This window comes from Stenotrophomonas sp. PS02289 (assembly GCF_029960115.1).
Taxonomy (GTDB): domain Bacteria; phylum Pseudomonadota; class Gammaproteobacteria; order Xanthomonadales; family Xanthomonadaceae; genus Stenotrophomonas.
This window is the reverse complement of record NZ_JASCOZ010000319.1, coordinates 1-1,804: the sequence shown is the minus strand read 5'-3', so window position 1 is coordinate 1,804 and position 1,804 is coordinate 1. Positions and strand designations below refer to the sequence as shown.

Annotated in this window: 1 protein-coding gene; it reads right to left on the bottom strand. The window is 68.3% G+C overall.

The annotated features are described in order from the left end of the window. Positions 1 to 53: 53 nt before the first annotated feature. A complete protein-coding gene (locus tag QMX83_RS21345; RefSeq protein ID WP_282298625.1) occupies positions 54 to 1,658 on the bottom strand; it encodes a hypothetical protein in 1,605 nt (534 codons plus the stop codon). Positions 1,659 to 1,804: the final 146 nt, after the last annotated feature.

Here is a 1,804-nt window from a genome sequence, read left to right as displayed (position 1 = left end):
TGGCCGGCCCAGGCGATGCTGAGGGCCGGCCAACGGCCGGCGCTACCGGTAACTCAGGCGTCGCTGGACTGCTGGCCACTGGCCGGCACGACCTGGAGCAACGCCAGCAACGCGGCCAACGCCACATAAGCCCCGGCGAACTGCCAGCTGATCAGCTTCGGCAGCCCTTCCAGCGTCCACGGCAGATAGATGCCACCGCGCGGGTCCACGGAATGGATCAACCCGAACAGGGTCAGCCCCGCAGCCACTAGCAGAATGCCGGACGCCCGCAGCAGCTTGCCATCAATCATCGCCACCACCGCCGCGATCCACAGCATCGAGGTGATGATGAAGCCGTTGCCCAAGGTGAAGATCACCGCCAGTTCCGGCAGACCGTGCCCGTCCAGCGTGGTGGTCATCGCAACCAGTTGCTCCGGCGCGATCCAGCCCGGGGCCTTGATCGCCAGCAGGTAAGCCACGGACGGCAGGAAGCCCAGCACCATCGCCCCGGCGTGCTCGCGCGGTGTGGCCTGGAAGGCCTGCGTGGTGATGTCGATCGCCACGTAGACAATGATCGGGGCCAGCACCGCCAGCGGCAGCCACTGCACCAGCCCGGAGATCACCCCGAGCATGCCGCCGATACCGACGAACAGGCCGGTGAGCAGCGTGTAACCGCTGCGCGCGCCCATGTGCTTGTAAGCAGGCTGGCCGATGTACGGCGTGGTCTGCGCCACACCGCCACACAACCCGGCCACCAGGGTGGCCACCGCCTCCACCAGCAGGATGTCGCGGGTACGGTAGTCATCGCCGGCCGCGCGCGCGCTTTCTGAAACGTTGATCCCACCGACCACCATCAGCAGTCCGAACGGCAGCAGCAACGGCAGGTAGGTCATGGCCGTGGGCAGGCCCTCGATGAAGCCCAGCGTCGGCCACGGCAGCACCACCTGCGGCGGGGTCCACTCCGGCACCTGGAAGCCGGGCGCTCCCAGGCCGGCGAGGCCCAGGCCGTAATACAGCACGGTGCCGAAGATGAAGGCCACCAGCACGCCCGGCGCGCGGATCGGCAGCTTGCGCTTGGCCACCAGCACGTACAGCAGCAGGCCCAGGGTGACGAAGCCCACCACCGGCGAACGCAGGGTTTCCAGCAACGGCAGGAACCCCATCAGCACGATGGCAATGCCGGCAATCGAGCCCAGCAGCGACGCACGCGGCAGCGCGCGGGTCACGGCCTCGCCGAAGAACGACAGGATCGTCTTGAGCACGCCCATGATCACCAGCGAGGCCATGCCCAGCTGCCAGGTGGCGATGGCCGCGTCATGCGGAGCCAACCCCTGCGCCTTGAACGCCAGGAATGCCGGGCCCAGCACCAGCAGCGCCATGCCGATGCTGGTGGGCGCATCCAGCCCCAGCGGCATCGCGGTCACATCGTCGCGACCGGTGCGCGCGGCCAGGCGGCGCGCCATCCAGGTGTACAGCACGTTGCCGACCAGCACGCCGAAGGCGGTACCCGGGAACATGCGCCCGAACACCACGTCGGCCGGGAACTGGAAGATGCCCACCAGGGCCATGGCGATGAAGCCCAGGATCGACAGATTGTCGACCACCAGGCCGAAGAAGCCGTTGAAGTCGCCAGCGACGAACCAGCGTGGACGTCCGGAGACGGAGGGAGATGCGGACATGCGGGGGGTCAGACGGGGGTGGGGTACCCGATGGTAGGGCTTCGTTGCCGCCAACAACAGCTACGCCCATGGAACACCGGGTAGCGCCCGCCCTTGGGCCGCCTACCCACCAACCGGCGGTACCCCCCCTGGGGGGTTACCCCCGG

Bases quoted from the DNA above. Each gene is read 5' to 3' on its own strand.
- QMX83_RS21345 (WP_282298625.1), bottom strand. From the start codon at position 1,658: ATGTCCGCATCTCCCTCCGTCTCCGGACGTCCACGCTGGTTCGTCGCT.